General features: G+C 70.4%; 25 protein-coding genes. 14 read left to right on the top strand and 11 right to left on the bottom strand.

Annotated features, from left to right (window positions below; translation table 11 throughout):
- Positions 1–152 precede the first annotated feature (152 nt).
- The 5 genes from tig (at position 153) to AMYTH_RS0119255 (ending at position 4,924) form a co-directional block, all read left to right on the top strand.
- The gene (gene tig / locus AMYTH_RS0119275) at positions 153–1,544 is read left to right on the top strand and encodes a trigger factor (protein ID WP_027931695.1); all 1,392 of its coding nucleotides are present in this window, start codon (positions 153–155) and stop codon (positions 1,542–1,544) included.
- A 140-nt stretch (positions 1,545–1,684) separates the two neighbouring features.
- Positions 1,685–2,299 (top strand): ClpP family protease, encoded by a 615-nt coding sequence (locus tag AMYTH_RS0119270; RefSeq protein WP_020420753.1) that lies wholly within the window; start codon positions 1,685–1,687, stop codon positions 2,297–2,299.
- Positions 2,300–2,325: 26 nt separating this feature from the next.
- A complete protein-coding gene (locus tag AMYTH_RS0119265; protein ID WP_020420754.1) occupies positions 2,326–2,955 on the top strand; it encodes an ATP-dependent Clp protease proteolytic subunit in 630 nt (209 codons plus the stop codon).
- A gap of 226 nt (positions 2,956–3,181) precedes the next feature.
- Positions 3,182–4,477, top strand: a complete 1,296-nt coding sequence (gene clpX, locus AMYTH_RS0119260; protein WP_027931694.1) for an ATP-dependent Clp protease ATP-binding subunit ClpX — start codon at positions 3,182–3,184, stop codon at positions 4,475–4,477.
- A 42-nt stretch (positions 4,478–4,519) separates the two neighbouring features.
- Positions 4,520–4,924, top strand: coding sequence for a hypothetical protein (locus AMYTH_RS0119255; protein WP_027931693.1), 405 nt, complete (start codon positions 4,520–4,522; stop codon positions 4,922–4,924).
- A 518-nt stretch (positions 4,925–5,442) separates the two neighbouring features.
- Here AMYTH_RS0119255 and AMYTH_RS0119250 read toward each other — a convergent pair.
- Positions 5,443–6,375 carry an alpha/beta hydrolase gene (locus AMYTH_RS0119250; protein WP_027931692.1) on the bottom strand — a complete coding sequence of 311 codons (933 nt, stop codon included), beginning with the start codon at positions 6,373–6,375 and terminating at the stop codon, positions 5,443–5,445.
- Between the two features lie 73 nt (positions 6,376–6,448).
- On the opposite strand from AMYTH_RS0119250, the gene AMYTH_RS0119245 reads away from it, so the two are divergent.
- On the top strand, positions 6,449–7,351 hold the full coding sequence (locus AMYTH_RS0119245; RefSeq protein WP_027931691.1) for an LLM class flavin-dependent oxidoreductase: 903 nt from the start codon (positions 6,449–6,451) through the stop codon (positions 7,349–7,351).
- Between the two features lie 4 nt (positions 7,352–7,355).
- On the opposite strand, the gene fdhD is transcribed toward AMYTH_RS0119245, so the two are convergent.
- Positions 7,356–8,192 (bottom strand): formate dehydrogenase accessory sulfurtransferase FdhD, encoded by an 837-nt coding sequence (fdhD, locus tag AMYTH_RS0119240; protein WP_027931690.1) that lies wholly within the window; start codon positions 8,190–8,192, stop codon positions 7,356–7,358.
- A 99-nt stretch (positions 8,193–8,291) separates the two neighbouring features.
- On the opposite strand from fdhD, the gene AMYTH_RS0119235 reads away from it, so the two are divergent.
- Together AMYTH_RS0119235 and AMYTH_RS50910 are read left to right on the top strand one after the other, a co-directional pair.
- A complete protein-coding gene (locus AMYTH_RS0119235; RefSeq protein ID WP_027931689.1) occupies positions 8,292–9,650 on the top strand; it encodes an L-lactate MFS transporter in 1,359 nt (452 codons plus the stop codon).
- Positions 9,647–9,781, top strand: a complete 135-nt coding sequence (locus AMYTH_RS50910; RefSeq protein WP_017987694.1) for an MFS transporter small subunit — start codon at positions 9,647–9,649, stop codon at positions 9,779–9,781. The genes AMYTH_RS0119235 and AMYTH_RS50910 overlap by 4 nt, the downstream gene beginning before the upstream one ends.
- Here the strand turns inward: AMYTH_RS50910 and AMYTH_RS0119225 are convergent.
- Positions 9,778–10,488: an SDR family oxidoreductase gene (locus AMYTH_RS0119225; protein ID WP_323807234.1), complete on the bottom strand. Its 711-nt coding sequence runs from the start codon at positions 10,486–10,488 to the stop codon at positions 9,778–9,780. The genes AMYTH_RS50910 and AMYTH_RS0119225 overlap by 4 nt on opposite strands.
- 93 nt (positions 10,489–10,581) lie before the next feature.
- Between AMYTH_RS0119225 and AMYTH_RS0119220 the strand changes: the two genes are divergently transcribed.
- Positions 10,582–10,998, top strand: a complete 417-nt coding sequence (locus AMYTH_RS0119220) for a MarR family winged helix-turn-helix transcriptional regulator (RefSeq protein ID WP_027931687.1) — start codon at positions 10,582–10,584, stop codon at positions 10,996–10,998.
- 197 nt (positions 10,999–11,195) lie between these two features.
- On the opposite strand, the gene AMYTH_RS0119215 is transcribed toward AMYTH_RS0119220, so the two are convergent.
- Complete coding sequence (locus AMYTH_RS0119215) at positions 11,196–11,864, bottom strand: GntR family transcriptional regulator (protein WP_027931686.1); 669 nt, start codon at positions 11,862–11,864, stop codon at positions 11,196–11,198.
- A 66-nt stretch (positions 11,865–11,930) separates the two neighbouring features.
- On the opposite strand from AMYTH_RS0119215, the gene AMYTH_RS0119210 reads away from it, so the two are divergent.
- Together AMYTH_RS0119210 and AMYTH_RS0119205 are read left to right on the top strand one after the other, a co-directional pair.
- Positions 11,931–12,350 (top strand): VOC family protein, encoded by a 420-nt coding sequence (locus AMYTH_RS0119210; RefSeq protein ID WP_027931685.1) that lies wholly within the window; start codon positions 11,931–11,933, stop codon positions 12,348–12,350.
- Entirely contained in the window at positions 12,347–13,102 is a 756-nt protein-coding gene (locus AMYTH_RS0119205; protein ID WP_027931684.1) for an SDR family NAD(P)-dependent oxidoreductase, read from the top strand. Before AMYTH_RS0119210 ends, AMYTH_RS0119205 begins: the two co-directional genes overlap by 4 nt.
- Here the strand turns inward: AMYTH_RS0119205 and AMYTH_RS0119200 are convergent.
- Positions 13,087–13,560: a MarR family winged helix-turn-helix transcriptional regulator gene (locus AMYTH_RS0119200; RefSeq protein WP_017987699.1), complete on the bottom strand. Its 474-nt coding sequence runs from the start codon at positions 13,558–13,560 to the stop codon at positions 13,087–13,089. The two genes, AMYTH_RS0119205 and AMYTH_RS0119200, sit on opposite strands and share 16 nt — an antisense overlap.
- Before the next feature lie 94 nt (positions 13,561–13,654).
- Here AMYTH_RS0119200 and AMYTH_RS0119195 point away from each other — a divergent pair, with 94 nt between their 5' ends.
- Together AMYTH_RS0119195 and AMYTH_RS0119190 are read left to right on the top strand one after the other, a co-directional pair.
- Positions 13,655–14,212 (top strand): YceI family protein, encoded by a 558-nt coding sequence (locus tag AMYTH_RS0119195; RefSeq protein WP_027931683.1) that lies wholly within the window; start codon positions 13,655–13,657, stop codon positions 14,210–14,212.
- 70 nt (positions 14,213–14,282) lie between these two features.
- The gene (locus AMYTH_RS0119190; RefSeq protein ID WP_027931682.1) at positions 14,283–14,780 is read left to right on the top strand and encodes a VOC family protein; all 498 of its coding nucleotides are present in this window, start codon (positions 14,283–14,285) and stop codon (positions 14,778–14,780) included.
- On the opposite strand, the gene AMYTH_RS0119185 is transcribed toward AMYTH_RS0119190, so the two are convergent.
- From AMYTH_RS0119185 to AMYTH_RS0119170, 4 genes are all read right to left on the bottom strand, one after another.
- Positions 14,777–17,083, bottom strand: coding sequence for an FdhF/YdeP family oxidoreductase (locus AMYTH_RS0119185; RefSeq protein ID WP_027931681.1), 2,307 nt, complete (start codon positions 17,081–17,083; stop codon positions 14,777–14,779). The genes AMYTH_RS0119190 and AMYTH_RS0119185 overlap by 4 nt on opposite strands.
- A 5-nt stretch (positions 17,084–17,088) precedes the next feature.
- Positions 17,089–18,426 carry an MFS transporter gene (locus AMYTH_RS0119180; RefSeq protein ID WP_157360630.1) on the bottom strand — a complete coding sequence of 446 codons (1,338 nt, stop codon included), beginning with the start codon at positions 18,424–18,426 and terminating at the stop codon, positions 17,089–17,091.
- A 61-nt stretch (positions 18,427–18,487) separates the two neighbouring features.
- A complete protein-coding gene (locus AMYTH_RS0119175; protein ID WP_020420772.1) occupies positions 18,488–18,925 on the bottom strand; it encodes a MarR family winged helix-turn-helix transcriptional regulator in 438 nt (145 codons plus the stop codon).
- A gap of 40 nt (positions 18,926–18,965) precedes the next feature.
- Positions 18,966–19,943 carry a hypothetical protein gene (locus tag AMYTH_RS0119170; protein WP_027931679.1) on the bottom strand — a complete coding sequence of 326 codons (978 nt, stop codon included), beginning with the start codon at positions 19,941–19,943 and terminating at the stop codon, positions 18,966–18,968.
- 322 nt (positions 19,944–20,265) lie between these two features.
- On the opposite strand from AMYTH_RS0119170, the gene AMYTH_RS0119165 reads away from it, so the two are divergent.
- On the top strand, positions 20,266–22,890 hold the full coding sequence (locus tag AMYTH_RS0119165; RefSeq protein WP_027931678.1) for a valine--tRNA ligase: 2,625 nt from the start codon (positions 20,266–20,268) through the stop codon (positions 22,888–22,890).
- Between the two features lie 287 nt (positions 22,891–23,177).
- Here the strand turns inward: AMYTH_RS0119165 and AMYTH_RS0119160 are convergent, their stop codons facing one another.
- The gene (locus tag AMYTH_RS0119160; RefSeq protein WP_027931677.1) at positions 23,178–23,669 is read right to left on the bottom strand and encodes a DinB family protein; all 492 of its coding nucleotides are present in this window, start codon (positions 23,667–23,669) and stop codon (positions 23,178–23,180) included.
- 9 nt (positions 23,670–23,678) lie between these two features.
- Positions 23,679–24,968 carry a hypothetical protein gene (locus AMYTH_RS0119155; RefSeq protein WP_027931676.1) on the bottom strand — a complete coding sequence of 430 codons (1,290 nt, stop codon included), beginning with the start codon at positions 24,966–24,968 and terminating at the stop codon, positions 23,679–23,681.
- Between the last annotated feature and the right edge of the window lie 156 nt (positions 24,969–25,124).

The raw sequence follows: 25,124 nt of genomic DNA, 5'->3' as shown, positions 1-25,124 counted from the left end.
ACGGAGAGCACGCGCCCGTACCTCACCGCCTGGCAGGCAGGGCCGGGCCGGTGCTGTCCGGTCGCTGGCCTAGACTCGGCCTTTGGGCACTGCCGTGCCCGCATGTCGGCTACCACCCGAAAACCAGGTTTTCACGGCTCGAGGAGAACACGTTGAAGAGCACCGTCGAGCAGCTCAGCCCGACGCGAGTCAAGATCAATGTCGAGGTGCCGTTCGACGAACTCAAACCGAACTTCGACCGCGCCTACTCCAAGATCGCCCAGCAGGTCCGCATCCCGGGCTTCCGCCCCGGCAAGGTGCCCGCTCGCGTCCTGGAGAGCCGGATCGGCCGCGCGCCGGTGCTCGATGAGGTCGTCAACGAGGCCATCCCGGCGAAGTACCTGGAGGCGGTGCGGGCCGGCGAGGTGCGCACCCTCGGCCAGCCGGACTTCGAGGTCACCAAGCTCGAAGACCGTGAGGTGCTGGAGTTCACCGCCGAGGTGGACATCCGCCCGGAGATCACCCTCCCCGACTTCAGCGGCCTGTCGGTCAGCGTCGACGACGTCGAGGTCACCGACGAGGAGGTCGACGCCGAGCTGGACAACCTCCGCGCCCGCTTCGGCACGCTGAAGGGCGTCGAGCGTCCCGCCCAGGACGGCGACTTCGTGTCGATCGACCTGTCGGCCACGGTCGACGGCAAGGAGGTCGAGGAGGCGGCCACCAGCGGCCTGTCCTACGAGATCGGCTCCGGACAGCTGGTCGACGGCATCGACGAGGCCATCATCGGTGCGAACGAGGGCGAGACCAAGACCTTCACCACCAAGCTGGTGGCGGGTGAGTACGCCGGCCGCGACGCCGAGGTGTCGGTAACCGTGCAGAGCGTCAAGGAGCGCGAGCTCCCCGAGGCCGACGACGAGTTCGCCCAGCTGGCGAGCGAGTTCGACACCATCGACGAGCTCAAGGCCGACCTGCGCGAGCGCCTGGCCAAGATGAAGAAGGTCCAGCAGGGCGTGCAGGCCCGCGACAAGATCCTGGACGAGCTGCTGGAGTCCGTCGACGTCCCGCTGCCGGAGAAGGTCGTCGAGGCCGAGGTCGAGAACCGCAAGCACGACGCGATCCACGACCTGGACCACAGCGAGGAGAACCTCGCCAAGGTGCTGGAGACCCAGGGCAAGACCCTGGAGGAGTTCCACGCCGAGCTGCAGACCGAGGCCGAGAAGGCGGTGCGCACCCAGCTGCTGCTGGACAGCGTCGCCGACGCGGAGGAGGTCCAGGTGGGTGACGCCGAGCTGACCGAGCGGATCATCTACCAGGCCCAGCGCTTCGGCATCAGCCCGGACGAGTACGTGCAGCGGGCCCAGCAGTCGGGCCAGCTGTCCGCGATCTTCGCCGACGTGCGCCGCGGCAAGGCGCTGGCGTCGATCGTGCGCAAGGCGACGGTCACCGACGCCTCCGGCGCCGAGATCGACCTGAGCGACCTCTTCGGCGGCGACGAGGACGAGGCCCCCGCGGCCGCCACTGAGACCGAGGTCACCGAGGAACCCGCGGCCGCTTCCGAGAAATAAAGCTGTCAGCGAACTTGGGCGGTACCGGGCATGCCGGGCCGCCCGAGTTCGTTAGGGTCGGTTACAAGATCTCAGCATCTTCGACAGTGCACAGTGGATCTCCCTCCGGGAGGGCCACAGCGGTGAAAAGGCAGGCAGACGTGACGCAGCACAAGGCAGAGGCTCGCAGCTCGACCGCGGGCCTCAATCTGACCGACTCGGTGTACGAGCGGCTGCTCCAGGAGCGCATCGTCGTCCTCGGCTCCGAGGTCAACGACGAGGTGGCGAACCGGATCACCGCGCAGCTCCTGCTGCTGTCCGCGGAGGACTCCGAGTCGGACATCCGCTTCTACATCAACTCGCCGGGCGGCTCGGTGACCGCCGGGTTCGCCATCTACGACACGATGCAGCTCATCGAGCCGGACGTGGCGACCTACGCGATGGGCCTGGCCGCCTCGATGGGGCAGTTCCTGCTGTCCTCGGGCGCCCCCGGGAAGCGCTACTCGCTCCCGCACGCGCGCATCCTGATGCACCAGCCGTCGGCCGGTGTCGGTGGCACCGCGTCCGACATCGCGATCCAGGCCGAGGTCTTCGGCAAGTGGAAGCAGGAGCTGGCCCGGATCACCGCCGAGCAGACCGGTCAGTCGGTCGAGCAGATCATCGCCGACGGCGACCGGGACCGCTGGTTCACCGCCGAGGAGGCGCGGGAGTACGGCTTCGTCGACCACGTCCTCACCCGGGAGAACCAGCTCCCGTCCAGCAACGGCAGCCGCTGACCGGGCCTGATGAGGAGAAAGCTCTCATGAACAACTTCCAGCTTCCGCAGTCCCGGTACATCCTGCCGTCGTACGTCGAGCGCACGAGCTACGGCATGAAGGAGTCGAACCCGTACAACAAGCTGTACGAGGAGCGGGTCATCTTCCTGGGTGTGCAGGTGGACGACGCGTCGGCCAACGACGTGATGGCCCAGCTGCTGCACCTCGAGCACGAGGACCCGGACCGCGACATCACGATCTACATCAACTCGCCGGGTGGCTCGTTCACCTCGCTGATGGCGATCTACGACACCATGCAGTTCGTGCGCCCGGACATCCAGACCGTCGCGCTGGGCCAGGCCGCCTCCGCGGCCGCGGTCCTGCTGGCGGCGGGCACCAAGGGCAAGCGGCTCGCGCTGCCCAACGCCCGCGTGCTGATCCACCAGCCGGCCACCGAGGGCACCTACGGGCAGGTCTCGGACCTGGAGATCCAGGCCAACGAGATCCAGCGGGTGCGCCGCCTGATGGAGACCACGCTGTCCAAGCACACGAACAAGACCGCCGACGAGGTGCGCGCGGACATCGAGCGCGACAAGATCCTGACCGCCGAGCAGGCCAAGGAGTACGGCATCATCGACGAGGTGCTGCCGTACCGCAAGGCGACGCAGATCGGCTGAGGCCCGGCCCCGGGACTCTGACCCGGCCGGTGCGTGTCCTACCCGGCGCGCCCCGGCCTCCGGTTTAGGGTCTCGGGGCGCCCGGCGCCCGCTGGTCCTCCCGCGCGGCGCTCCGGGCGGGTACCGTCTAGGGGCAGCGGCCATTTTTCCCGCTGGCTCGGCGGCGAGGGCAGGAACACGATCAGGTGTGCCGGCAGGCGCACCGGAGGGGAACAGGTCAACGGTCATGGCACGGATCGGCGACGGCGGGGACCTGCTGAAGTGTTCTTTCTGCGGGAAGAGCCAGAAACAGGTGAAGAAGCTCATCGCCGGACCTGGCGTCTACATCTGCGATGAGTGCATCGACCTGTGCAACGAGATCATCGAGGAGGAGCTGGCCGAGGCCGGCGACGTCAAGCTCGACGAGCTGCCCAAGCCGCTCGACATCCACGAGTTCCTCGACCAGTACATCATCGGCCAGAGCGACGCGAAGCGGACGCTCGCCGTGGCGGTGTACAACCACTACAAGCGCATCCAGTCCGAGGACAAGACCGGTCCGAAGGACGCCAAGGACGAGCCGGTCGAGCTGGCGAAGTCGAACATCCTGCTGCTCGGGCCCACCGGCTGCGGCAAGACCTACCTCGCGCAGACCCTGGCCAAGATGCTGAACGTGCCGTTCGCGATCGCGGACGCCACGGCGCTGACCGAGGCCGGGTATGTCGGCGAAGACGTCGAGAACATCCTGTTGAAGCTGATCCAGGCCGCGGACTACGACGTCAAGCGCGCCGAGACGGGCATCATCTACATCGACGAGGTCGACAAGATCGCCCGCAAGTCGGAGAACCCGTCGATCACCCGGGACGTGTCCGGTGAGGGTGTGCAGCAGGCGCTGTTGAAGATCCTGGAGGGCACGACGGCGTCGGTGCCGCCCCAGGGTGGGCGCAAGCACCCGCATCAGGAGTTCATCCAGATCGACACCACGAACGTGTTGTTCATCGTGGCGGGCGCGTTCGCGGGCCTGGAGAAGATCATCAATGAGCGGGTCGGCAAGCGCGGCCTCGGCTTCGGCGCCGAGATCCGCACGAAGGCCGAGATCGAGGAGAGCGACGTCTTCTCCGACACCATGCCTGAGGACCTGATCAAGTTCGGGCTGATCCCGGAGTTCATCGGCCGTCTCCCGGTCGTGGCGAACGTGACGCACCTGGACAAGGATTCGCTGGTCCGGATCCTCACCGAGCCGCGCAACGCCCTGGTGAAGCAGTACAAGAAGCTCTTCGAGATGGACAACGTCGAGCTGGAGTTCACCAAGACGGCGCTCGAAGCCATCGCCGACCAGGCGGTCCTGCGCGGCACCGGCGCCCGTGGCCTGCGCGCGATCATGGAAGAGGTGCTGCAGCCGGTGATGTACGACATCCCGAGCCGCACCGACGTCGCCAAGGTCGTCATCACGGAGCAGACGGTCCGCGAGAACGTCAATCCCACGATCGTGTCGCGTCAGCCGTCCCGGCGGCGCAGCAGCGAACGCGGCGAGAAAACGGCCTGATCTGCGTGAAGGCAGCTCCTCCACGCTCGCTAAGCTAGCCGGATGAGCGTGGAGGGGGCTGGTCCCCGTTCGGGTGCCGGCGAGGGCACCGCTCCGGCCGACGCGGCCGGGGACACCGTCGTTCCGGAGGGGCGGGACGATGTGCGTGGCATCAGCGACCTGACCTTCCGGGTGGTCGCGCCGTACCTGAGCAGTCCGGTCCTGTTCAAGGTCATGCTGGTGCTGCTCGGGCTGATGACGCTGGCGTGCGTGGTAGCCGCCCCCGTGCGCCTGTCGGCGCTGCCCCTGATCCCGCTCCCGGTGCTCGGCGTGGGGTTCTACGCGCTCCGCCGGGTACGCACCGCAGACGGCGACTACCGCCCCCTGTTGCGCTGGTCAAGCCTCCTCTTCGCGGCGACGCTCATCGGCCTGTGGCTGCTGTCGGTAGTGGGCCGCTGGGTCAGCTGACCCAGCACCACCCGAAATGACTCAGCACCACCCGAAAACGCAAGCCGGCAACGCAACAACACCGACCATCGAACCAGACCTCCCCCGCCCCCGATCCACAGCCGATCTTTAGTCGCCGACCAGGCGTGTCAAGGTACGCTTTCCCGCCTTGACACGCCTGCTCGGCGACTGAAACACAATCAGGCATCGGGGGCGGGGGTGGTCGTAAGGTGACCTTTCGAGCGCCGTGAGGCGCTTTCCGCGCGTCAGCGCGGCTTTAAAGATCAAAAGAGTCCTCGCCGGACGGGCAGGCTCCGGGATGACCAGGGGACCGTTGTCGTCTCACCTCGGGTGGGTGGTCGCTGGGTGGTCATCCCGTCGCCTTCCGGTTTGTGCATATCACCTTGAGCCAGGGCCGCAAGGTTGGCATGGTCGGCCGCCGGAGAGAGCCCGGGTTGCGGCCCTGGCTCAAGGTGATGGCGCCGGTGTCAGGCGACGGGATGACCACCCAGCTACCTTTGTTCTTCAAACAACTGGCGCTACGCGCTTGGGCGGTGGCGGCCTAGGAAGCTCACCATGCTCGGCACCACCGTCCGGTTGAACGAGTCGCCGTGCTTGCCTCGCGCCGTATACCCGATTTCGGGCTTCACGGCCGCGATGAAGCGTCGGGCGCCGTGGATGAACGCGTCTTCCGTGCCGCACCACAGGGCGGTTGGGATGCCCGCCGTCGCCTCGAGGTGGCGTAGCGGGTCCATCGACGCCCAGTCGGCTTCGTCACGGAAGGTGTGCCGCTTCGCCATCTCCGTCCACGACAGGATGAGCGCCGGCGCCAGCAGGGCCAGCGCACCCACCGGCTGGCGGCGCTCCGCCCGGCGGCGGGCGTACAGCAGGGCACCGAAACCGCCCATCGACATGCCGGTGCAGGCGAACGGCATCCCGTCCACGCCGCCGAGGCCGCGTTCCCGCAGCCACTGCGGCACCTCCTCCAGCAGCATGCCCATCGGATCGTCGCCGGGCACGTTTTCATGCCAGTAGTTGTCGCCGCCGTCGACCGCGACGAAGCCGTACGGCTGGACCCGCTTGCGGGCGACCTGGCTGGCCAGCTCGGCGAGCGTCCCGGTCGGGGCCGCCGTCCGCGCCCGCCCGTGCAGGCCGTGCAGCAGCAGCGACACCGGCAGGTTCCGCGGCGGCGACTTCGACGGCAGCAGGATGACCAGGTCGACCATCCGGTTCCGGTACCGCGACCACACCCGCTCGACCTTCGCGACCCCGATCTGCGACGCGGGCGACGACGACGCCACACCCAGCGCCCGCTGCAACGCCTCGCTCACCGGCAGCACCCCGGTCGCCGTCCCCGCGGCGACCGCGGCGATACCCAGGCCCGAAGCGCCGGCGATCAGCACCGAGCGGCGGCTGGGCCGCCCGCGCGGTTCAGTCGCTTCGTCCTCGTCCACCTGGCCTCCCGGCGCCATTGAACATCAGTCCCGTAACCCATGTCGTGGGAAGTTCCGCAACCGATACACCGACAGGACTAATGTCGTGCCCATGCGGTTCGCGATCTCGATTCCCCAGTTCGTGGCCGACGGAACGTTCGACCCCGCCGCCTTCCGCTCGTACGTGCGGCGCGCCGAGGAGCTCGGCTTCGAGAGCGGCTGGACCCAGGAGCAGGTCCTCGGCACGGCCCCGCACCTTTCGGCGAACGAGACCATGGCCTACGCGTTCGCCTGCACCGAGCGCTTGCGCCTCGGCTGCGCCGTGTACGTCACCCCGCTGCACATCCCGGCGCACCTGGCCAAGAGCCTCGCCACGCTCGACCAGCTCAGCCGCGGCCGCCTGGAGGTCGGCGTCGGCAGCGGCGGCCGCAACCGGCCGTTCGCCGCGTTCGGCCTCGACGGCGAGGCGCACGTCGCCCGGTTCACCGAGGGGATCCGCCTGGTCAAGGCGCTGTGGACCGAGGACGTGGTCGACTTCGACGGCCGCTTCTGGCAGCTCGAGGGCGCCTCGATGCAGCCGAAGCCGTTCCAGAAGCCCGGCCCGCCGCTGTGGTTCGGCGGCAGCCACCCGAACGCCCTCAAGCGGGCGGTGAAGCACGGCGACGGGTTCTTCGGCGCCGGTTCCTCGACCACCGCGGCCTTCGCCGAGCAGGTCAAGACGCTGCGCGAGGTGCTGGCCGAAGCCGGGCGCGAGGACTTCCAGGTCGCCAAGCGCGTGTACATCGCGGTGGACGACGACGGGGACGCCGCCCGCCGCCGCGTCGCCGACGGTCTCGCCGAGATCTACGGCAAACGCGGCCTCGAGGCGGTCGCGGTGGCAGGCACACCCGACGAGTGCGTGGCCGGGGTGCAGGAGGTCGCCGCCGCGGGCGCCGAGCTGATCCTGTTCACCCCGTTCGCCGACCAGGCCGAGCAGATGGAACGCCTGGCCGCCGAGGTCATGCCCCGGATCTGAGCGCTCACACCGCGGCCGGCTCCAGTACGCGCTGGTCGCCGGTGTAGAGGTTCATGCTGGTGCCGCGCAGGAACCCGACCAGCGTCATGCCGTTCTCCTCGGCCAGCTCCACCGCAAGCGACGACGGCGCGGACACCGCCGCGAGGAACGGGACCCCGGCCATCGCGGCCTTCTGCACCAGCTCGAACGACGCCCGCCCGGACACCAGCAGCCCGCAGTCCGACAACGGGACCCGGCCCTCCAGCAGCGCCCAGCCCAGCACCTTGTCGACCGCGTTGTGCCTGCCCACGTCCTCCCGCACGGCCAGCAGCGACCCGTCCGCCCGGAACAACCCGGCCGCGTGCAGGCCGCCGGTGCTGGCGAACACGCGCTGCTGCTTGCGCAGCGTTTCCGGCAGCCCCGCGAGCACCTCCGTGCTCACGGCGAAAGTCGACTCCCCGGGCGCGAAGCGGGTCTTGAGCTTCACCGCGTCCAGCGCCGCCTTGCCGCACACCCCGCACGAGGACGTCGTGTAGAAGTTGCGCTCCACACCCGTCTCCGGCGGCGCGACGCCCTCGGCCAGGGCGAGGTCCAGGACGTTGTAGGTGTTGCGCCCCTGGTCGTCGACGCCGTCGCAGTACCGGGCCGTGAACACGTCGTCCCGCGAGGCGATGACACCCTCGGACAGCAGGAAGCCGTGCGCCAGCTCGACGTCGTGCCCGGGAGTGCGCATGGTGACGGCCAGGGCCTTGCCGCCGACCCGCAGCTCCAGCGGCTCCTCGGCCGCCAGCAGGTCGGCGCGCCGCGTCTGCCCGCCCTCGGTCAGCTTCCGCACCGGACGTCGCACCGTCACGCGCCCCATCGGGCACTCCATTCCACTCATCGACGACAAGAGCTTGCCGTGCCGTCGCGCATCTAGTAAGAAATTGCAGGCTCAATCACCAGCGTAGGGGAGCCCGCCGTGGCCGTCACTTTCCTCGACCGTTCGCACAGCATCGCGCCCCCGGACTGGAGCCGGTGGCTGATCCCGCCCGCGGCCCTGTCGGTGCACCTCGCGATCGGTCAGGCGTACGCGTGGAGCGTGTTCAAACCGCCGCTGGAGAAGGCGCTGGGCCTGTCCGGGACGCTGAGCGCGCTGCCGTTCCAGCTCGGCATCGTCATGCTCGGGCTCTCCGCGGCCTTCGGCGGCACGCTGGTCGAGCGCAACGGGCCGCGCTGGGCGATGTTCGTGTCGATGACCTGCTTCTCCACCGGGTTCCTGGTGTCCGCGCTCGGCGCGTTCACCTCCCAGTACTGGCTGGTGGTGCTCGGCTACGGCCTCATCGGCGGCGTCGGGCTCGGCATCGGCTACATCTCGCCGGTGTCGACGCTCATCAAGTGGTTCCCGGACCGGCCGGGCATGGCCACCGGCATCGCGATCATGGGCTTCGGCGGCGGGGCGCTGATCGCCTCGCCGTGGTCGAGCCAGATGCTCGAGTCGTTCGGGTCGACGCCCAGCGGCATCGGCACCTCGTTCCTGATCCACGGCGTCGTCTACGCGGTGTTCATGTCGCTCGGGGTGTTCCTGGTGCGGGTGCCCGCGGAGGGCTGGAAGCCCAAGGGCTGGGAGCCGACGGCCGCGAAGGCCCGGTCGATGATCACCACGGCGAACGTGTCGGCCGCCAACGCCATCAAGACGCCCCAGTTCTGGTGCCTGTGGGTCGTGCTGTGCTTCAACGTCACCGCGGGCATCGGCATCCTGGAGAAGGCGTCGCCGATGATCACCGACTTCTTCCGCGGCACGTCGGTCCCGGTCGGCGCGACCGCGGCCGCCGGTTTCGTCGCGCTGCTGTCGCTGACCAACATGCTCGGCCGGTTCGTCTGGTCGTCCACTTCGGACTTCATCGGCCGGAAGAACATCTACCGCATGTACCTCGGCGTCGGCGCCCTGCTGTACCTGGTGATCGCGCTCGTCGGGAACTCGTCCAAAGTGGTCTTCATCCTCGCGGCGATGGTGATCCTGTCCTTCTACGGCGCGGGTTTCGCCACGATCCCGGCCTACCTGAAGGACATGTTCGGCACCTACCAGGTCGGCGCGATCCACGGCCGCCTGCTCACCGCGTGGTCGGCCGCCGGTGTGCTCGGCCCGCTGATCGTCAACGCGATCGCCGACAGCCAGAAGCGGGCGGGCAAGCAGGGCCCGGACCTCTACACCACGTCGTTCTACATCATGATCGCGCTGCTGGTGATCGGCTTCATCGCCAACGAGCTGGTGCGCCCGGTGAGCGCGAAGTACCACGAACCGGAGAGCGCGGACGTCGCGCGCGAGGAGGCGAAATGAGCACGCCGGAGCAGGTCCCCGCGCGCCGCCGGGTCTGGTTGATGACGCTGGCCTGGCTGTGGGTGGGCGTGCCGTTTCTCTACGGCCTCTACGAACTGATCCTCAAGGTCGTCAAGCTGTTCGGCGGCTAGAACAGCCCGCCGCCGGCGTGGATCGTCTGCCCGGTGATCCAGCCGCCGTCGGCGGAGGCGAGGAACGCCACGATCGACGCGATGTCCGACGGCTCGCCGAGGCGCCCCAGCGGCGTCTGGGCCGTGGTCGCCGCTAGGCGTTCGGCGTCCATCCCGGCTTCCAGCGCGTCGCTGCGGGTCGCGCCGGGCAGCACGCTGTTGGCGGTGATCCCGCGCGGCCCGAGTTCCTTGGCCGCGGCGCGCACGAGCTGCTCGGCAGCCGCCTTGCTGGCCGCGTACACGCCGCCGTTCGGGCGTGCGGTGACCGTGGCGCCGCTGGAGATCACGATGATCCGGCCGCCGTCCCGCAGCCTCTTCGCGGCCTCGCGCAGGGCGACGAACGTCGAGCGGGTGTTCGTGGCGAAGACCCGTTCGAAGTCCTCGTCGCTCGCCTCGGCGAGCGGGGCGAACCGGGCGATCCCCGCGTTGCCGACCAGGATGTCGAGGCCGCCGAAGGCCGACTCGACGGCGTCGAACAGCGCCACGACCTGCGCCGGGTCCGCGACGTCGGCCTGGACGGCCACGGCCTGCCCGCCCGCGTTGTCGATGGTGGCGACCACCTTGGCCGCCGCGTCCGCGTCGGTGCGGTAGTTCACCACCACCCGGGCGCCTTCCGTGCCCAGCCGCTCGGCGATGCCCCGCCCGATGCCCCGCGATCCGCCCGTCACGAGGGCCACCCTGTCCGTCAGCACTATTCCTCCAGATGATCGATAGTCGAGATACTCGACTAATTGGTGGAGCATGTCAACTATGCTGGGGGCATGGAGGGCTTGGCCGCGGCGGTCGCCGCGCTGCACCGCGAAGCGGCGGTGCTCTACGCGGGAATCGCCCGCGACTTCGACCTGACCAGCCAGCAGACCCAGGTGCTGTGCGGCCTGGCGCGGCGCCCGTCGTTCGGCGAGCTGGCGACGCTGCTGGGGTGCGACAAGACGAACGTGACCGGGATGGTCGACCGACTCGAGAAGCGCGGCCTGCTCGCGCGGGAGCCCGACGAGAAGGACCGGCGCGTCAGTCGCGTCGTGCTGACCCCCGCGGGCGAGGAGCTGCGCGAACAGATCAGGCAGCGGTTCGCGGAACTGGTGGGGGAGCGGTTCAGTGCCTTGACGGACGAGGAACGCGCCCGGTACGCGAGCCTGGTCGAGGTCCTCAGCGGGCCGGTTCGGGCAAGCTCTCGCTGAGGCGCCGGCGACCCTGGCCCGGACTCCTCAGCGGTGCAGCCCGCGCAGGCCCTGGATGAGACCCGGCTGGTCGCGCACGCCTGGCCCTCGCGGCGAGTCGGTTCGCACTAGCGCTCGGTGGGGCGCCGGCGAGGCTGGCGCGACCTTCCCAGTGGTTGCAGGGCGTTGGCAGCTGCGCGTGCCTGGCCCAGGGCCCGTCAGCGATGCAGTTCGCGCAGGCTCTCGATCAACCCCCGGCTCGCGGAGCGCACGTGTTCCTCCGCCAGGTCGCCCAGCCCCTCGACCCGCCGCGCGCGCAGCAGTGTCGCCAGCTCGCGGTGCTCGTCCACCACGCGCGTGCGGTAGTGCTCGTGCGAGAGCCGCACCCGGTGGGCCTGGAACAGGTGCACTTGCGACCGCACGGCCTCCCACGCGTTGGTCAGCCTGCCGTTGGCCGCCATCGCGTACACGCAGTCGTGGAACTCGATGTCCAGCGCCACCAGCCGGTCGCCGTCCGCCGGGCCGCGTGCCTCCCGGTCCATCGCCGCCACCAGCCGGTCGAGCTCGTCGAACTGCCCTTCCCGGCCCCGCTCGGCCGCGGTCAGCGTCGCCAGCCGGTCCAGCGCCGCGCGCACCTCGTAGACCTCGGTGATGTCGGTCTCGCTCAGCTCGATGATCCGCGTGCCCCGGTGCCACTCGCTGTGCACCAGCCCCTCGCGCTCCAGGATCGCCAGCCCCTCGCGTACAGACCCGCGGCTGACCTGCAGTGACGCGGCCAGCTCGACCTCGCGCAGTGCGCTGCCAGGCGCGAACCGGCCGGACAGGATCTCGTCGCGGATGCGGTCGGCGGCCTCCTCGGCCAGACCACGCCGCCGGGCGGGTTGCATGTCCTAATGTTGACATTCCGACATAGTCCGGGTCAAGCTGGAGCCACCGACGATGAAGGAGGCACCATGACCCGCCCCGCGTTCCACCTCGCGATCCCGGTCGACGACCTCGGCCGCGCCCGGGAGTTCTACGGCGGGGTGCTCGGGCTGTCCGAAGGCCGCTCCGACACCAAGTGGGTGGACTGGAACTTCCACGGCCACCAGGTCGTCACCCACGTCGTCGAGGGCGCGCGCAACGAGGCGGGCCGCAACCCGGTCGACGGCCACGACGTCCCGGTGCCGCACTTCGGCCTGGTCCTGACCGTCGACGCCTTCCACGAGCTCGCCGGCCGCCTCAAGGACGCGGGCACGCAGTTCGTCATCGAGCCCTACCAGCGATTCGCGGGCGAGCCGGGGGAGCAGTGGACCATGTTCCTGCACGACCCGGCGGGCAACGCGCTGGAGTTCAAGGCTTTCCGCGACGAGTCCCAGCTGTTCGCCAAGTGAGCCGCGGCGTCCTCGTCACCGGAGCGTCGGCGGGCCTCGGCCGCGCGATCGCCACGGCCTTCGCCGAGCGCGGCGACCGTGTCGCGGTGCACTACAACTCCAACCAGGCCGCGGCGGAAGCCACCCTGGCGGCGCTGCCCGGCGACGGGCACGCCCTGGTGCAGGGCGACATCCGGGAGGCCCAGCGCATCGCCGACGCCGCCGAAGACGCGCTCGGCGGGGTCGACGTCCTGGTCAACAACGCCGCCGTGGTGACCACCACCGAGACCGCGCACCCGCTCGCCGAGACGACCTTCGAGCACTGGCGGGAGGTCTGGCGGCAGTCGGTCGAGGTGAACCTCCTCGGCGCGGCCGACGTCACGTTCTGCGTCGCCCGGCACATGATCGGCCGCGGCGCGCGCGGACGCGTGGTCAACGTCGGCTCGCGCGGCGCCTTCCGGGGCGAGCCGGACCACCCCGCGTACGGCGCGACGAAGGCGGCCCTGCACTCACTGGGCCAGTCGCTCGCCGTGCACCTCGCGCCGCACGGCATCGCGGTGAGCACGGTCGCGCCCGGGTTCATCGCGACCGAGCGGGTCGCGGACTGGCTGACCGGTGAGCGGGGCGACGCGTTGCGGGCCCAGGCCCCGTTCGGCCGGGTCGCGGAGCCGCCGGAGATCGCCGCCGCGGTGGTCTACCTCGCCTCCGCCGAGGCCGAGTGGGCCTCCGGCGCCATCCTCGACCTCAACGGCGCCTCCTACCTGCGGTCCTGAGGACAGTCCTCCGGGCGGACCACCCGCAGGATCTGCTCGGAGATCGCCCGGAGGGCGTCCACCTGTTCGCGCGTGAGCACGTCGAACACCAGCTCGCGCACCGTGTCCACGTGGTGCGGCGCGGCCTGCTCGATCGCCTCCCGGCCCTCGCGGGTCAGCACGATGAACGCGCCGCGCGCGTCGTCCGGGCACTCCTCGCGCGCCACCAGGCCGCGCTTCTGCATGCGCCGCAGGTGGTGCGACAGCCTGCTCTTCTCCCAGTCCAGCGCCCTGGCCAGCTCGAAGACCCGCACCCGGCCCTCCGGCGTGTCCGTGAGCTGGACCAGCACCTCGAAGTCGGGCAGCGACAGCTGGGAGTCCGCCTGCATCCGGCGGCCCAGCGCGGCGTTGAGGTGGCTCTGCATCTTCACGTACGCGCGCCACGCCTGCTGTTCACCGTCATCGAGCCATCGGGTCATGCCATTGAGTATAGCGGGAATAGTTGACGCGTCATCCAAGTTGTGTCACTGTGTCGATGACACATCAACCAGACCTTCACGGGAGGAACCCGCAATGACCACCCAGACCGGCTACGCGAACCTGACCGGCGAGTACACCCTGGACCCGACCCACACCCGGATCGGCTTCGTCGCCCGCCACGCGATGGTCACCAAGGTGCGTGGCGCGTTCAACGAGTTCACCGGCACCGCCCACATCGACGGTGACGACCCGGCCAAGTCGTCGGTGACGGTCGCCATCAAGGCGAACAGCATCGACACCCGCAACGCCGACCGCGATGCCCACCTGCGCAGCAACGACTTCCTGTCGATGGACGAGCACCCGGAGATCACCTTCGTCTCCACCTCGATCCGGCAGACCGGCGACGCGAGCTTCGACGTCACCGGCGACCTGACGATCAAGGGCATCACGAAGTCCGTCACGGTCCCGTTCGAGTTCGAGGGCACCGCCCAGGACCCGTTCGGCAACACCCGGATCGGCTTCGAGGGCTCGACCACCATCAACCGCAAGGACTTCGGCGTCACCTGGAACGCGGCGCTGGAGACCGGCGGCGTCCTGGTGAGCGACAAGGTCACCCTGGAGTTCGAGGTCTCCGCGATCAAGGCCGCCTGACGCGGATGCCGGTGGTGCCCGGCGGGTAAGCCGGGCACACCACCTCCGCCAGGAGAAAGGAACGCCAGCCATGACCTCCGTCGACCTCGACGCGGTCCGCCGGGAGCGCGACCGCATCCGGGACGCCCACCTCAAGCCCGCGGGGGAGCGGCCCGCGTCGTCCGCCCGCGGCCTCCACCACACGGCGCTGATCAGCAGCGACGTCGAGCGAACCGTTCGCTTCTACCAGGACGTCCTGGAGTTCCCGCTCACCGAGCTGATCGAGAACCGCGACTACCCCGGGTCGTCGCACTTCTTCTTCGACATCGGCAACGGGAACCTGCTGGCGTTCTTCGACTTCCCGGGCCTGGACGTGGGCCCGTACGCCGAGGTGCTCGGCGGGCTGCACCACATCGCCATCTCGGTCGACCCCGAGCGGTGGCAGCGGCTGGTCGCCAAGCTCGCCGAGGCCGGCGTCAAGCACGCGGTGCACAGCGACGTCTCGGTCTACTTCCGCGACCCCGACGGCGCCCGCATCGAGCTCATCGCCGACCCGCTCGGCGAGATGTACGGCAACACCGTCCTCTAGGACGCGGGCTCCAGGCGGAGCACGATCGCCTTCGAGACCGGCGTGTTGGACTTCTTCGCCACCGAGTCCAGCGGGACCAGCGCGTTGGCCTCCGGGAAGTAGGCCGCCGCGCACCCGCGGGCCGTCGGGTACGCCACCACCCGGAAGTGCTCCGCCCGCCGCTCGCTGCCGTCCTCCCACTCCGACACGAGATCGACCAGCTGGCCGTCGGCGAAGCCCAGCTCCGCCAGGTCGGCGGCGTTGACCAGCACGACCCGGCGCGCGTCCTCGATGCCGCGGTAGCGGTCGGACAGGCCGTAGATCGTCGTGTTGTACTGGTCGTGGCTGCGCAGCGTCTGCAGCAGCAGCCGGCCCGCCGGCACGCGCGGGAACTCCAGCTCGCTGGTCGTGAAGTTCGCCTTGCCCGTCGAGGTGCGGAACGACCGCGAGTCGCGCGGCGGGTGCGGCAGGACGAACCCGTCCGGCTGCCGCACCTTCGCGTTGTAGTCCTCGCAACCCGGCACGACCTGCGCGATCCGGTCCCGGATCAGGTCGTAGTTCCCCTCGAAGTCCCGCCACGGCACGGCGTGGTCCGCGCCGAACAGCTCGGTCGCGAGCCGGCAGATGATGGCCACCTCGGACAGCAGGTGCTCGCTCGCCGGCTTCAGCCGCCCGCGCGAAACGTGCACGCACGACATCGAGTCCTCGACCGTGACGAACTGCTCGCCCGCGGCCTGCGTGTCCCGCTCGGTGCGGCCCAGCGTGGGCAGGATCAGCGCGGTCCGGCCGGGCACGACGTGCGACCGGTTCAGCTTCGTCGACACGTGCACGGTCAGCTCGCACGACCGCAGCGCTCGCTCCGTCAGCCCGGAATCCGGGGTGGCGGCGGCGAAGTTGCCGCCCATGCCGATGAACACCTTGCCGCGGCCGTCGCGCATCGCGCGGATCGAGTCCACGGTGTCCAGCCCGTGCTTGCGCGGCACCGGGATGCCGAACTCGTCCTCCAGCCTGCTCAGGAACGACTCGGGCATCTTCTCCCAGACACCCATCGTGCGGTCGCCCTGCACGTTGGAGTGCCCGCGCACCGGGCACAGGCCCGCGCCCGGTTTGCCGATCATGCCGCGCGCGAACGCCAGGTTGCTGATCTCCTGGATCGTCGCGACCGCGTGCCGGTGCTGCGTGACACCCATCGCCCAGCAGTAGACGGTGCGCTCGGACGCCGCGATCATCCGCGCCATCCGCTCGATCTGGTCGCGGTCCAGCCCGGTGGCCTCGTCGATCGCCGACCAGTCGATCTCGCGCAGGTTCTTGGCCCAGTCGTCGAAGCCGTGCGTCGAGGACTCGACGAACTCGCGATCGACGATCGTGCCCGGCGCCGCCTCCTCCCAGGACAGCAGCAGGTGCCCGACCGCCTGGAACAACGCGAGGTCGCCACCCAGGCGGATCTGCGCGAACTCGTCGGCCAGCGGCGTGCCCTTGCCGACCACGCCGCGCGGGTTCTGCGGGTTCTTGAACCGCATCAGCCCGGCTTCCGGCAGCGGGTTCACCGCGATCACCTTCGCGCCGCGGCCCTTGGCCTCTTCCAGCGCGGACAGCATGCGCGGGTGGTTGGTGCCCGGGTTCTGGCCGACGACGACGATCAGGTCGGCGTGGTGGATGTCGGCGAGGCTGACCGAGCCCTTGCCGATGCCGTAGGCCTCCGACAGCGCCGCGCCGGAGGACTCGTGGCACATGTTGCTGCAGTCCGGCAGGTTGTTCGTGCCGAACGAGCGCACCAGCAGCTGGTACAGGAACGCGGCCTCGTTGCTGGTGCGGCCGGAGGTGTAGAAGATCGCCTCGTCCGGGCTGTCCAGCTCCTTGAGCTTGCCCGCGATCAGCCGGAACGCCTCGTCCCAGCCGATCGGCTCGTAGTGCGTGCCGCCCTCGCGCAGCACCACCGGCTCGGTGAGCCTGCCCTGCTGCCCGAGCCAGTAGTCGGTGCGGCCGTGCAGCTCCTCGACCGGGTGCTGGGCGAAGAACTCCCGTCCGACGCGCCGCTTCGTGGCCTCCTCGGCGACCGCCTTCGCACCGTTCTCGCAGAACTCGGCGAGCTTGCGGTGCTCACCGTCCTCCGCGCGCGGTTCGGGCCAGGCGCAGCCGGGGCAGTCGAAACCGTCGCGCTGGTTGAGCAGGCGGAGGGTCTTCACCGTGCGGCCGGCGCCCATCTGCTCGACACCACGCAGGAGCGACACCGCCACTCCCGGGATGCCCGCCGCCCACTCCTTGGGCTTGTGCACTTCGAGGGCGGCTTCGTCGATGTCGGCGCGAGGAGCGTTGCGTGTCACGTCCACTATCTTGCGTCAGCGCTTGCCTTCGCGCGAGTACCGAGTTTCCGGTCGGTCACCGTGACCGTGAACAGCACGGCGCCGATCACGATGAGTGCCGCGGCCAGTTCGTGCAGGCCGTGCGAGGTGGCGTGGTCGCCGAAGCACAGCGCGATCAGCGTCGACGACCCGATCGCGCCGAGGTACTGCGCCGTGCGGAACAGGCCGCTCGCGGTGCCCATCACGTCCGGCGGCACCTGGCCGTAGAGGACGGTCTGGTTGGTCACACTGGTCAGGCCCTGACCGAGCCCGAACACCGCGGCGAGCACCACGAGCGCGCCGATCCAGGTGCCGTCGTGCACGAACAGCAGCAGCACCGACCCGGCGAGCAGCGCCAGCGAGTTGACGACCAGCCGCCCCTTGAGCCGCGCCGGCCTGCCCGCCGACGCCGCGGCCAGCACCGCGGCCACCGACATCGGGGTCAGCAGCGCGCCCGCCGTCGATTCGGTGAGCCCGCGCGCGGATTCGAGCCACTGGACGTAGCCGAACATGATCGAGTAGACGATGAGGAACGCCAGCGCCTGGCGCAGGTAGGTGCGCAGGAGCGGGCGGTTGCCCGCCAGCATCCGCAGGTCGACGAACGGGCGTTCGGCGTGCAGCTCGACCCGGACGAACAGGGCGCCCAGCACCAGCGCGACGCCGAGCAGGTACAGGTCGGACACCGCGGGCGCCATCACGTAGAGGAGCACCGCGAGCAGGGTCGCGGAGAACAGGGCGATGCCGGCGACGTCGATCGGCTCCCGCCGTCCGGCGCGCGGCGGGTCCTTGGGCACCCAGACGAGCGCGAGCACGAACGCGACCGCGGCGAGCGGGATGTTCACCGCGAAGATCGCCGGCCAGCCCGCCAGCCCGATCAGCGCGCCGCCCAGCGTCGGGCCGATGACCATGACGGTCTGCGAGGACATCGCGAGGACCGACAGGACGCGGCTCGGCACGCCGCCGCCGGTGGCGTCGGCGCGCTTGCGCAGCACCGCCATCGCGGCGGGGAAGCCGGCGCAGGTGCCGATGCCGAGCACGACCCGAACCGCGACCAGCCAGCCCAGCGAGAACGCGAGCAGGCCGCCGACGCCGGCGGCGAACACGGTCACCGAGCCGGCCAGCAGCACGCGCCGCGCGCCGAACCGGTCGACGAACAGCCCGACGACCGGTTGCCCGACTGCCGTGGCCAGGTACAGCGAGGTGATCAGCCAGGCGGTTTCCCCCGGTCCGGCGCCGAACGCCTGGCCGATGGGCACCAGCGCCACGGCGATCAGGGTGGAGTTGACGGGGTTGAGCACCGCGCTGGCCACCAGGGGGAGGACCATGCGCGGCGGGTAGGCGGTTCGCGTGAGCTGTGTCGTCCGCTGGGACGTGGTCACCACTTCCTCATCGCTGCGCCAGCTTCGCGAGCAGGGGCAGCGCTTCGTCGATCTTGCGGCGCTCCTCGGCGGTGAGGTCGTCGGTCAGGGCGCGCGCCAGCCACTCCTCGCGGTGCTGGTGCACGCCCCGCACGGTCTTCTCGCCCAGGTCCGACAGGGCGACGAGCACACGCCGCCCGTCGCGCGGGTCGCGGGTGCGGCTGAGGTAGCCCAGCTCGTCCAGCGCGCCCAGCGTGGCCGCCATGGACTGCTGCCGGACGTGCTCCGCCGCCGCGAGCTGCGCCTGGGTGGCCGGGCCGTCCCGGTGCAGGCGCGCGAGCACGGCCGACTGCGAGGGCGTCAGGACGCCTGCGTTGTCCACCTGGCGCAACCGGCGGTGCAACTGCCCGACGACGGCGCGCACCGCACCGGCCAGGCGCGCCGCGTCGTTCGGGACCCGGGTCATATAGACAGTCTAGACTGTTGAGTCTGAGCTGTCGAAGTGACTACTCGCAGCCGCCGGTGAACTCCGGCATCGGCTTGGTCACGTCGTACATCGCCGCCTCGTCGAAGCCCGAGGTGTCCTGCGTGACGGGACCGGGCTCGCTGTAGGCCGGTGCGAGGTAGCCCCGCTTGGCCGGCTCGCAGGCCATCGAGTAGACGATCCCCCTGGTCGTCGTCACCCACAGACCGCGGTCGTTCTTCTGGAAGGAGGAACCCCGAACCAGTTCGAAGTCCACCTCGTAGCGGATGAACACGTCGATGTCGGCGGGGCTCATGATCGGCGCGTAGCTGCCAGGGTCGAACGCGTAGGCGACCGAGTAATCCGCGTGCAGGGCCAGCCTGTTCGCTTCGTCTCCCGGGGCCGCGGTGATGGTGCCCGTGATCCGCGGGCCTGCCGGGAGCAGCCGGTAGCCGTCTTCGGCGAAGCTGACCACGGACCGGAAGTCCTCCGTGCGGTCGTTGATGGCCTTGGCGAACTCCCGCCGGGCGTTCGGGGCCAGCAGGTTCAGCAGCAGCGATCCGTCGCGACCCTCGATGGTGCGCCGGTCGAGCCTGCCCGCGCGGATGACCTCCCGCACCTGGCCGACGGCCGCCGCGACCTCGCCGGCGGAGAACCCGCCGACCGGGCCGGGCGGCGGGGCCAGCAGCCCGTCCACCGACTCGCCCCAGGTTTCGGCTGGGGTGCCGTCGAACGGGCGCTCCAGGTTCACGCGCGCGATGTCGGGCAGCACGCTCGGCGCGGTCGGGCGCATCTCGGCTGGTGGGGGCGCGCTGCCGTCGTAGTGGGCGGACGTCGAGCGGCCCCACTGGACGAGCCCGAACACCGCCCCGGCCACGACGACCAGCGTCACGCCGGTCCAGGCGAGCCGCTTGCCCGTCCGGCGCTGGCGGCGCACACCGGCCCGCGCCTGCTTCACCGCGTGCCGCTGCCAGTCGGGGTCCCGCAGATCCGGGTGCTCCGCGATGTCGTAGTCGTCCACTTCGGACCTGCCTTCCGGTTCGATCTCGCCTTCTGATCGACCGGCTGCGGAGATCGTTACGGGGTGCGCGCGTCCTGAGACCGATCCGCAAACAACGGTGCGATCAGGGGCGCCCCGGCGCACCATGAAGCCGGCCGCGCGAGGGTCGGTGTGACTGCCGTCACCAGGGCCGTTCTCGGCCGCCAGGGCGCCGGCCGCGCGTCGTCCGGGGTGTGTGCGAAGCCGTCCATTTCGGACCCGCCGCCCCCGGCCGAAGATCGTCACCGGCCCCGGAGGCAATGCGGATGCGGCGCTGATTAGCAGGTTCGTACACTTACCGGTTGTGACGGAGAACGCCCCTGACCAGCAGCCCGCCCTCCCGGCCGCGTGGAACCCGGCCGACGAAGAAGCCGCCCTCTACCAGCGGTGGGTAGACGCGGGCTACTTCACGGCCGACGCCGGGTCGGACAAGCCTCCGTTCACCATCGTGCTGCCGCCGCCGAACGTGACCGGCAGCCTGCACATGGGGCACGCGCTCAACCACACCCTGATGGACGTGATGACGCGCCGCCGCCGCATGCAGGGCTACGAGGTCCTCTGGCTGCCGGGCATGGACCACGCCGGCATCGCGACCCAGAACGTCGTCGAACGCGAGCTGGCCAAGTCCGGCAAATCGCGCCACGACCTCGGCCGCGAGAAGTTCGTCGAGCGCGTCTGGGACTGGAAGGCCGAGTACGGCGGCAAGATCCTCGGCCAGATGCGCCGCCTCGGCGACGGCGTCGACTGGTCGCGTGAGCGCTTCACCATGGACGAGGGCCTGTCCCGCGCCGTCCAGACCATGTTCAAGCGCCTCTACGACGACGGCCTGATCTACCGCGCCGAGCGCATCATCAACTGGTGCCCACGGTGCCTCACCGCGCTGTCGGACATCGAGGTCGAGCACTCCGAGGACGAGGGCGAGCTCGTCTCGATCCGTTACGGCGACGGCGAAAACTCGATCGTCGTGGCCACCACCCGCGCCGAGACGATGCTGGGTGACACCGCGGTCGCCGTCCACCCGGACGACGAGCGGTACAAGCACCTGGTCGGCACCGAGGTCGAGCTGCCGCTGACCGGCCGCCGCATCCCGGTCATCGCCGACGAGCACGTCGACCCCGAGTTCGGCACCGGCGCCGTCAAGGTCACCCCGGCGCACGACCCGAACGACTTCGAGATCGGCCGCCGCCACGACCTGCCGATGCCGACGATCATGGACGAGCGCGCCACGATCACCGTGCCCGGCCCGTTCCAGGGGCTCGACAGGTTCGAGGCGCGCCCTGCGATCGTCGCGGCGCTGCGCGAGCAGGGCCGGATCGTCGCGGAGAAGCGCCCGTACCTGCACGCCGTCGGGCACTGCTCGCGGTGCGACACGGTCGTCGAGCCGCGGCTGTCGCTGCAGTGGTGGGTCAAGGTCGAGCCGCTGGCCCGCGCGGCCGGCGACGCGGTCCGCGACGGCCGCACCAAGATCCACCCGCCGGAGCTGGAGAAGCGCTACTTCGACTGGGTCGACAACATGCACGACTGGACGATCTCGCGCCAGTTGTGGTGGGGCCACCGCATCCCGGTCTGGTACGGGCCGAACGGCGAGACGGTGTGCGTCGGGCCGGACGAGCAGCCGCCGTCCGGCGAGGGCTGGACGCAGGACCCGGACGTCCTGGACACCTGGTTCTCCTCGGGCCTGTGGCCGCTGTCGACGCTCGGCTGGCCGGAGGAGACGCCGGACCTGGCGAAGTTCTACCCGACCAGCGTCCTGTCCACCGGCTACGACATCCTGTTCTTCTGGGTCGCCCGGATGATGATGTTCGGCCTGTACGGCGGCGGCGACGTCCAGCCGTTCGACCACGTCTACCTGCACGGCCTGATCCGCGACGCGCAGGGCAAGAAGATGTCGAAGTCGCGCGGCAACGTCATCGACCCGCTGGACTGGATGGACAGCTACGGCGCGGACGCCACCCGGTTCACGCTGGCCCGCGGCGCGAACCCCGGTTCGGACATGGCGCTGGCCGAGGAGTGGGCCGCCGGGTCGCGCAACTTCTGCACGAAGCTGTGGAACGCCACCAAGTTCGCGTTGATGAACGGCGCCACCGTGGCGACGCCGCTGCCGCCCGCCGCGGAGCTGACCGAGGCCGACCGCTGGATCCTCGGCCGCCTCGCGAGCACAGTGTCCGAAGTGGACGAGCTGCTGGAGGACTTCCAGTTCGCCAAGGCCGTCGACCGGCTCTACCACTTCACCTGGGACGAGCTGTGCGACTGGTACCTGGAGCTGGCGAAGGTCCAGATCGCCGGTGAGCGGGCCGACAGCACGCGCGCGGTGCTGGGGCACGTGTTCGACACGGTGTTGCGGCTGCTGCACCCGGTGATCCCGTTCATCACCGAGAAGCTGTGGCGGGCGCTGACCGGCGGCGAGTCGGTCGTCATCGCCGACTGGCCGAAGGCGGACGCCTCCTACGCCGACGCGGCGGCCGACGCCCGCATCGCCGACGTGCAGAAGCTGATCACCGAGATCCGCCGGTTCCGGTCGGACCAGGGCCTCAAGCCGGGCCAGCGCGTGGCGGCGCGCGTCAACGGCGCGGGCTTCGCCGACGTGTCCGCGCACGAGGAAGCGGTGCGTGCGCTGGCGCGGCTGACCGCCCCGGAGGACGGTTTCACGGCGTCCGCCTCGGTCGAGGTGAGCCTGTCCAGCGGGAACGTGCACGTCGAGCTGGACCTGTCCGGCGCGGTCGACGTGGCGGCCGAGCGCAAGCGGCTGGAGAAGGACCTGGCCGCGGCGCAGAAGGAGCTCAAGCAGACCGAGGGCAAGCTCGGCAACCAGGCGTTCCTGGACAAGGCGCCCGCCGACGTGGTCGAGAAGATCAAGGTGCGCCGGGACGCGGCGGCAGCCGACATCGAGCGGCTCACCGCGCGCCTGGGTTCGCTGCCCACGGCCTGAGCACGCGGTTCGGGACGGGCCTCGCGCCCGTCCCGGCGCCGTCCGGTCTTGGGTTCAGGTGATGCTGTCGGGGATTTCGGCAACCGGAGGGTGGAGTCCGGCACCGTAGCTCCGATCCAGGCGAGGTGGCCAACCGCCAATCCGGCGTCGAACTCCGCGGGAACCTGCCGCCGGACGGCCCGCACGTAGTCGGCCGCGCCCCACTCGGGATGGGGCCGCGGTCGCGCAGGGCGGAGCCGCCGTACCGCGCCTGCAGGACACTCACCGAGGCGCGCGTCCCGGAGCCGTCACCGGCCGACGGAGCCGTCGGCCTGTTCGCGCAGGATGTCGGCGTGCCCGGCGTGCCGCGCGGTCTCCTCGATCATGTGCACGAGCAGCCAGCGCATCGACGGCGGCTCGGTCTTCCGCAGCGATCGGGCGCCCGGGCGGTCCAGATCCGGGCAGGCGGCGATGATCGCGTCGCAGCGTTCGACCATCGCGCGGTACTCGGCGAACAGCGTTTCGGCCGTGTCCGCGGGCCCGGGGAACGCTTCGTCGTCCCACAGCTCGACCTCTTCGCCCGCGTAGGCCCACACGAACCAGTTGTGCTCGACCGCGATCAGGTGCTTCACGAGCCGCAGCAGGCTCGTGCCGGACGGGACCCCGGCGGTGCGCGCTGCCTCGTCCGGCAAGCCGTCTGCCTTCGCGATGATCGATTCCCGCAGGTAATCGAGGAAGGTCACGAGCGTCGTCTTCTCGTCCGCGTTCAGGCTGGGCGGCCCCAGATCACCCCTGGTCATCGGCTCACTCTAGGCGGGCGGGTAGACGAGGATGCGCTCGCCGCCGTTGGTGGCCGTGCCCAGGTACGCTGAGCCGGCCGCGACGCCGTCCGGGACCTTGGTGCCGTCGGGCAGCGGCGTCGCCTTGCCGGTGCTCAGGGACACGCTCACCGGCGTGTCGTCGCTGCCCGCGGTGCCGTAGGCGGTGTCGCCGCCGATCGCCGTCAGCTCGATCGCGCGCCGGTCCGAAGTCTCGGCGAAGCAGCGGCCCTTCCCGGTCGACAGGTCGAACGCGACGCGACCGGCGAGCAGGTAGTGGCCGGAGACCACCGGTTCGAGGCCGGACGGACCGTGGGCGGTCGCGCCGTCGAGGTCGCACTTCACGGAGCCGCGAACCTGTCCGGTGGCGGCGTCGTGCAGCGCCCACAACCACTCGGTGGGGTCCTCGGTCGGCCAGCCGGCGAGGACCGACTGCCCGTCGGGGGAACCGACGACCTCGACGTTGCGGAAACCCTCGTTCGAGCTCGCGCCTGCCGGCTTGACGTCGTCGCTGATCCACGCGCCCGGCACCCAGAACGACTGGAAGCCCTGCACCAGCGGCCCGCTCGCGGTCGCCGCGACCACGGCCATCCGGTCGGCGCACGACCCGATGGCGTGCGGGCACTCCTTCGGCGGGCGCAGCCCGGCGTCGTCCTCCGGGTAGCTGGTCATGCTGCCGTCCGCGACGCGCACCACGGTCACCGTGTCGCCGTTCTCCAGGAACACGCGGCCGTCGGATTGCGCCCAGTAGTCGCCGGACCTGACGGGCAGACTGACGTCCCGTTCGGGCGTGACCGCCGTGCCGGACGAGTCCGTGCCGTACACGTAGAGGTGCGTGCTCCGCGCGGGCTTGTCGACGCCGTTGTCCTCGCCCGTGCCGGTGGTGGCCAGCACCGCGTACTCGCGCCCGCCGTCGCTGGTCACGAACACGGTGGAGTCGAGGTCGCCCTCCGGTTCCGGCACGGGCACGCTGCGCCACCGGACCGCCCCGGTGACGGCGTCGTGCGCGACCATGTGCACCCCGTCCGGCCCGCTCGCCCGCACCAGCAAGAGGCGGGCTTCCGGCGCGCCGGTCGGGTGCGCGAACTCGACGTCCTGGTCCGCGCTGATCGACCAGCCGCGGGCGGCGTCGAACTCGGCCGGAAGCGGTTCCCGCGGCGCGGACGGCGCCGAGCTGCTGGACACGGGCGGCGCAGCCGCTCGCCCGCCGTCGGAACCACATCCGGCGAGCACCACGACCGCACAGGCCGCCGCCAGAACACCCGTCACCTTGTACGACACGTCACCGCTCCCAGTTGATCACGAACCGGAGCTGTGACGGGGGTGCGACGCGAACGGTTCCGCCACCGGTCGGCGTTGGAAACGGCAAATCAGTGCAATTGCCAGGGAAGGGCACAAGGACCCTTCAGCGGTTCACTCGGAGGTGTGAAGATGGAC

The organism is Amycolatopsis thermoflava N1165 (genome assembly GCF_000473265.1).
GTDB lineage: Bacteria > Actinomycetota > Actinomycetes > Mycobacteriales > Pseudonocardiaceae > Amycolatopsis_E > Amycolatopsis_E thermoflava.
Note: the sequence above shows the minus strand (reverse complement) of the source record. Positions and strands in the feature narration are given on the sequence as shown.